A 6247-nucleotide genomic window follows, 5' to 3' on the forward strand; every position below is an offset into this window, starting at 1 on the left:
GGAATCTCAGTCCAAGTGTTAGATTTGCAGTCCAGATAGTTGCCGGGCGGCGAAGGCGCCTGTCATCGGGAGGCGTGGAATGCCGTACCCAGAAGTCAGCGAAACCGACGATCACCCCTATCCGGTCGCCCGCCGCAGCGGGGACCTGGTGGCGGTGTCCGGGCGGCTGGGGGTGGACGAGGCGGGAGTGCTGGTGCCGGGCGGCTTCGAGGCCGAGTGCGCCCAGGCGTTCGCCAACCTGGACGAGGCGCTGCGGTCGGTCGGCGCGACCCGCGCGGACGTGGTCCAGGTCGTGGCGTACCTGACCGATGTCGCCGACCGGGACCGCCTGAACGTCGCCTACGGGAACTTCTTCGACCGGCCCCGGCCCGCCCGCTCCTGCGTGGGCGTGGCGGCGCTCCCGTACGGAGCCTGCGTGGAGATCGAGGCACTCGCGCACCTGCGGACGTCCGCCGGGGCCACCGATGCCGTCTGAGGAGCGGGTACGGGAGCAGGACGCGATCCTCGCCGCACTGGCCCCGGTGGCCGGCGGCCTCGCCGCCACGCTGGGGTCCTTCTGCGAAGTGGTCCTGCACGACTTCCGCCGTCCGGAACGCTCCGTCGTGGCCATCGCCGGATTGGTCACCGGACGTCAGGTGGGCGGGGCGATGAGCGAGATCGGCATGGGCCTCGTCGCCCGCGGGGACGAGGCCGCCGACGCGGCTCCGGTGCCCACGACCACCTTCGGCAACGACATCGACTCCGTGGTGGACTCCCTCGTCGACACCCATCAGTTGCGCCAGGGCAAGCCCTGGAGCGCCCTCGATCGCGACGAACGCCTGCGCCTGTTCGCCGCCTTGGACGCCGACGGCGTCTTCGCGGTCCGCGGCGTGGCCCAGCGGGTCGCCGAACGGCTCGGCATCTCCCGGGCGTCCGCGTACACCTACCTCGCCCAAACCAGGGCCACCGCTCCCACGCCGCCCCAGGACGGCACCGGGCGCCAGCACACCCATCGGAACGGAGAACGGACATGACGGTCACCCTGACCGACGTACAGGACGCCGCCGCGCGGATCGAGGGAGTGGCGCACCGCACCCCGGTGCTGCGCTCGCGCACCCTGGACGCCCTGGTGGGCGCCGAGGTGCACGTCAAGTGCGAGAACCTGCAGCGCATCGGCGCCTTCAAGTTCCGCGGTGCCTACAACGCGGCGTCCCGGCTGTCCCCCGAGCAGGTGGCAAGGGGCATCGCGGCCTACTCCTCGGGCAATCACGCCCAGGCCGTGGCGCTGGCGGCCCGTGAACTCGGCACCACGGCGGTCATCCTCATGCCCGAGGACACCCCGCGCTCCAAGGTCGAGGCCACGCTCGGCTACGGCGCCGAAGTGGTCACGTACGACCGCTACACCGGAGACCGTGTCGCCATCGGCGAGGCGCTCGCCGCCGACCGCGGGCTCACCCTCATCCCGCCGTACGAGCACCCCGACGTCATCGCGGGCCAGGGCACCGCCGCCCTCGAACTGATCGAGGAGGTCGGCGACCTCGACGCCCTGGTGGTCCCGGTCGGCGGCGGCGGGCTGATCGCCGGCAGCGCCACCGCCGCCAAGGGGCTGCTGCCCCACATCAGCGTGATCGGCGTCGAGCCGGAGGACGGCGACGACACCAAGCGCTCGCTGGAAGCGGGCCGGCGTGTCTCCGTCCCGGTGCCGCGGACCATCGCCGACGGACAGGCCGCGGACATCCCCGGAGAACTCACCTTCTCCCTCAACCAGAAGCTCGTGGACGACATCGTCCTGGTCAGCGACGACGAGATCCGGGACGCGATGCGCTTCGCCTTCGAGCGCATGAAGACGGTCATGGAACCCAGTGGCGCCACGCCCCTGGCCGCGCTGCTGGCGGGCCGGATCGATCCGCTGCCCCGCCGTGTCGGAGTCATCGTCTCCGGCGGCAACATCGACGCCCGCCGGTTCGCCGAGCTCCTCGGCTGACACCTACGCTTCCTGCGGGGGAGTGGCGAGGGCACCGAGGCGTACAGGGCGTGCAGCAGCACCACCCACGACGACTCGCGCAGCGGGTCCCGGGCGACGACGTCCTCGGCTGCGGCAACAACCCGCGCGTAGTCGCCTTCCGTGTACAGCACGCGCGCCCGCAACTCCTGGGCGTGCGCGCGCAGTTCCCACATCCGGTACGACTCGCCCTGGGGGAAGCGGCGGCCCTGGGCGTCGTAGAGCACAGCGCTCTGCTTTCCCAGTGCAGCCGAAGCGGGCCGAGCACGTCCACGCGCAGAGCCGCACCGGCACCGGGTCGGGCGGCGTGCGCTTCGCGTGCGGTCGGCCGATACGTTCCGAGCATCTGCACGGTCCCGGTCACTTGCTTTCCCCTTGCCGGCGGTCACCCTGGCGAACAGCATCGTCGCCTAGGGCACTGTTCACACGGCAGACCGATCACGTGCTGATTGCCGGAACAGGGTCCTGTCCTGTCTCCCCGAGCCTGGTCAGGGGGCTGGGTCCTGGCTGCTGACCATCAGTTGAGAGCAGAGGGTGTCGTAGGCCCATCGCTCCCACTTCTCCGGCGGCCAGGCGCGGTCGCGGGTCAGGACCAGGAAGAGTTCGGGGCTGAGCAAGGCGTAGATGATGTCCGCCGCCTCCGCGGCGGAGAGGGTGGGGCGGGCGCCGGGCTTCTCGGTCAGGGCCCTCGCGGCTGTCGAGATCACCGTGTACCGGGGGTTGGTCTGCTGGGGCCACAGCTCCCGGATTTCTGGGTTGGTCGCTGCCGCGGCGCGGACCATCTCGTCGATGGCCGCGACACGTTCGAGCGTCCGGCGGGTGCCGGCGACCAGCGCGGCCAGGGCGGACTCGGCGGTGGCCGCGGTCGTGACCTCCGCGAACCACGGCCGGTCCAGCGTGGGCACGGGGTCGTCGTCTCCCGCGATCGCGACATCGACCAGTTCCTTGAGCAGGGTGGGCTTGTTCCGGAAGACGAAGTAGATCGTCTGCACCGCCACACCCGCCCGGTCGGCGATCTCCTGCAGCTTGGTCGCCCCGTAGCCCTGCTCGACGAACAGGTCGGCGGCCGCGTCGATGATCCGCCGCCGTGTCTCTCGGGCCTTGTCGTCCCGCTTTCCCTTGACCTCAGTCATGACTGGAGTCTATATCTAGAGTTCAACTCTAGAGGTCAACTCTAGTCAATGGAGGGTGAGAGTCATGCACGCCATCGCCAACCGGCAGCAGGCCGAGGCATGGAACGACTGGGAGGGCATCCACTGGGCCGAAGACTCCGAGCGCTACGACGCGATGATGGGCGCCTTCAACGCACCTCTGTTCGCCGCTGCGGGCATCGCGGCCGACGACCGGGTCCTAGACGTCGGCTGCGGCACCGGCCAGACGACACGCATCGCCGCGCGGCAGGCGTACGACGGTTATGCCGTCGGAATCGACCTGTCCGCGCCCATGCTCGAACGCGCCCGACGCGACGCCGCCGCGGAGGGCAGCGGCAACGTCACCTTCGAGCAGGGCGACGCCCAGGTGCATCCGTTCCCCGGTAGCGGGTTCGACGTCCTCCTCAGCCGCGGCGGCGTCATGTTCTTCGCCGACCACATCGCGGCTTTCACTCACCTCAGGCACACGCTTGCGCCGACGGGTCGACTCGCGTTCCTCGGCCCGCAGCCCGGGGGCCCGGACAGTGCCTACGCCCGTGCGACCGCCGCGCTCTCACCGTTCCTGCGCGAGGCATCCCCCGCCGCCAGGGGTATGGGCTCGCTCCTGGACCCCACGCGCATCCGCCACGTCCTCACCGCCGCAGGGTTCACCGACATCGACGTGACCCCCGCCGAGGCTCCGATGACTTTCGGTGCCGACGCGGGCGACGCCGTCGACTTCCTCTTCGCCATGGGCCCCACCCGCTACAACCTGCGCGAAGTGAACCCCGAGACCGTCTCCCGCATCCGTGCCGAAGTGCATGACGCGCTCACGGAGTTCGAGACGCCCGACGGGGTCCGCATCCCCGGGTCGGTCTGGATCGTCACAGCTTCCATGGGGCACGCCCTTTCGCCCAAGTAGTTCGTGGTTCATACGTGACCCGGACCGTCCTCGCCGTCGAACGGGTTCAGCGACACACTGGCCTACGACGGCGGGTGCCTTCTTGAGGGCTCGCAGGGCGTAGCGGGGGCGCGCCTCGGCGACGTCGAGACCGAGGGCAAGAGCGTGCTTCCAGGCGCGCAGGGCGGCTTCGTGGGGGATGCGGTGATCGAGATGGGCGTGGCGGAACTCCGGCACCTGCTCACCGGTGCCGAGCGCGACCTGGCCGACTTCCTCACGCTGGCAGCCGACTGGTCCTCCAGGCATCTGCCTGGCCATAGCGCTCCCGTCGCAGCGGCCCTCGCACGCCTTCTCGGCCTTCCCGCGCCTGCCAAGCCGTCCGAGCCGTAGGTGTCTCGGCCGCATCCTCCGCCGTGCCGTCACCTCCGCGGCCGACCGACCCCCTCCGCGAGCGGTTCCACCACCTGGCCGAGCAGATGCAGCGGCCCGGCCGTCACTCCGGCCTCCTCCACGGCCCGCCAGTAGGCAAGGGCCGTAGAAGCGTCGACCAGGCCCCGTACCAGGGGCACATCCACGCCGGAGGCGTGCAGCAGGGACTCCGCTCGGCAGGACGCCAGCGTCCCCGCGACCCCGTACGCGGCCTCGGCCACCGCGACCGCCTCGGGAAGCCCCGCCGCCAAGGTGCGCCGGGTGTCACCGACCGTCAACAGGCCCCCGCCGACCACAAGTACATCCCCCCGATCCCGCATCCTCGCCAGCGCGCGATCCGTGGCGAAGCAGTGCGGGAAACTGTCGTCCACGACGACGGCACCCGGCCGCAGCCGGTCCACGTCGATGAGGTCCCGGTGCCCGCTGACCGCCGCGACGACCAGCCCGGCCCCGTACACGGCGTCGGGCAGATCCGGGTCGGAGACGTGGACGGCGACTTCACCGGCCAGCCCGCGTTCCCGCAGCGTGCGGGCCAGTGCCCCAAGACGTGGACCGCTGCCGGGCACGTCGCACAACACGAGCCGGGCGGGCGGCCGTTCGGCCAGGGTGAGCAGCAGCTCCAGCGACGAGGCGCCGATCGAGCCGAGCCCCACCACGGCCACCTCCAGGTCGGACAGGTCACCGCCGGTCGCGGCCAGCGCGGCGTGCACCGTGCTGACCACGGAGACGACGGTGGTCGCGTGCCCGGTGGTGACGGACGCCGCCGCGGCCCGGTCGGCGCGCAGCACGTCGAAGCCGTAGCCGGTGAGGGAGGGGATCATGCCGGCCAGCGAGACGCACCGGGCGCCGAACTCGGTAGCCGTCCGCACGGCTCGCACGGTGTGCGTGACCAGCGTGCGGTCGGCGGCGAGTTCGTCGGCGAAGAGCGGCAGCGCGACGAAGCCGGACCGGCCCAGCGGCGTGGAGGTCGTCTCCAGCAGCCGAGGCTCGCCGCCCGGGAACAGCAGGCGGCGGACGTCCTCGCGGGCCGAAGGGGTTTCCGGCAGACCCGCGAGCCGGGCCAACTGGGCGGGAGCGGGGAGATAGCCGACGAGTGCGGCGTCCAGGTCCTGACCCTCGCTGCGCGGGGCCCGCCGTACGGGCCGGTGCTCGGGGGCCGGCACGGTCCGGACGAGCCGGTCGCGCAGCCCGTCGGCGAACTCGGCGAGCGCGTCCGGACCGAAGGCCGCCGCCGCGCCCCGCACGGTGATCCGCAGCCGGTCCCCGTCGGGCCGCACCGCGAGGAACACGTCCGTCCCGGCCGCGGGCGGAGTGAAGCCGCTGTCTGCCTCCTCGTCCCAGGACACGGCCAGCACCTCCCCGCCCCGCGGGCCCAGCGCGCCGAAGTCCAGGAAGGTGAAGAAGAACTGCGACGTCAGCGGCAGCCCGCTGGTGTCACGCGGTACGACGTCCTCGTGGACGCGGGCGGCGACCGTCTCCTCCACCACCCGGCGCACCCGGGACGCGACATCGCCGCCCTGGGGCGCTGTCACGCCCGGTCCGAAGGGGCGGACGGCGACGGCGGTGGCGTACGGCCCGAAGACGCGGTGGATGTCAGGCAGGGGGTGGTCCCGGCCGGACACGGCCACGCCGATGACCAGGTCCTCCTGGCCGGTGCGGGCGGCGAGCGCCGCGTGGTAGGCGGTGAGCAGCGGCGCGTACAAGGTGGCGCCCGCGTCGGCGGCCAGCTTGCGGAGCGCACCCGTGACGGTGGCGTCCAGGTCGAAGCCGTGGGAGTGGAACCCCAACCCCGGTGACGGAGGCATG

General features: G+C 71.9%; 7 protein-coding genes and 1 pseudogene. 5 read left to right on the forward strand and 3 right to left on the reverse strand.

Features of this window, described 5'->3' with window-relative positions:
• Positions 1-79 precede the first annotated feature (79 nt).
• The 3 genes from ACWD1Z_RS34145 to ACWD1Z_RS34155 are packed head-to-tail and all read left to right on the forward strand — an operon-like array spanning position 80 to position 1963.
• A complete protein-coding gene (locus ACWD1Z_RS34145) occupies positions 80-475 on the forward strand; it encodes a RidA family protein (RefSeq protein ID WP_451124249.1) in 396 nt (131 codons plus the stop codon).
• Entirely contained in the window at positions 465-1013 is a 549-nt protein-coding gene (locus ACWD1Z_RS34150) for a helix-turn-helix transcriptional regulator (protein WP_451124251.1), read from the forward strand. The genes ACWD1Z_RS34145 and ACWD1Z_RS34150 overlap by 11 nt, the downstream gene beginning before the upstream one ends.
• A complete protein-coding gene (locus ACWD1Z_RS34155; RefSeq protein WP_451124253.1) occupies positions 1010-1963 on the forward strand; it encodes a threo-3-hydroxy-L-aspartate ammonia-lyase in 954 nt (317 codons plus the stop codon). The genes ACWD1Z_RS34150 and ACWD1Z_RS34155 overlap by 4 nt, the downstream gene beginning before the upstream one ends.
• A 47-nt stretch (positions 1964-2010) precedes the next feature.
• Here the strand turns inward: ACWD1Z_RS34155 and ACWD1Z_RS34160 are convergent.
• Together ACWD1Z_RS34160 and ACWD1Z_RS34165 are read right to left on the reverse strand one after the other, a co-directional pair.
• A pseudogene (locus ACWD1Z_RS34160) lies at positions 2011-2385 on the reverse strand (BTAD domain-containing putative transcriptional regulator); the annotation flags it as partial.
• 84 nt (positions 2386-2469) lie between these two features.
• Complete coding sequence (locus ACWD1Z_RS34165; protein WP_451124255.1) at positions 2470-3114, reverse strand: TetR/AcrR family transcriptional regulator; 645 nt, start codon at positions 3112-3114, stop codon at positions 2470-2472.
• Between the two features lie 64 nt (positions 3115-3178).
• Between ACWD1Z_RS34165 and ACWD1Z_RS34170 the strand changes: the two genes are divergently transcribed.
• Both ACWD1Z_RS34170 and ACWD1Z_RS34175 read left to right on the forward strand, forming a co-directional pair.
• Positions 3179-4033, forward strand: a complete 855-nt coding sequence (locus tag ACWD1Z_RS34170; RefSeq protein ID WP_451124257.1) for a class I SAM-dependent methyltransferase — start codon at positions 3179-3181, stop codon at positions 4031-4033.
• 144 nt (positions 4034-4177) lie between these two features.
• Positions 4178-4402 carry a hypothetical protein gene (locus tag ACWD1Z_RS34175; protein ID WP_451124259.1) on the forward strand — a complete coding sequence of 75 codons (225 nt, stop codon included), beginning with the start codon at positions 4178-4180 and terminating at the stop codon, positions 4400-4402.
• 29 nt (positions 4403-4431) lie between these two features.
• Here ACWD1Z_RS34175 and ACWD1Z_RS34180 read toward each other — a convergent pair.
• A partial coding sequence (locus ACWD1Z_RS34180; RefSeq protein ID WP_451124261.1) for a condensation domain-containing protein occupies positions 4432-6247 on the reverse strand: 1816 nt, incomplete at its 5' end.

The sequence above is a fragment of the Streptomyces sp. NPDC002784 genome, from assembly GCF_053592135.1.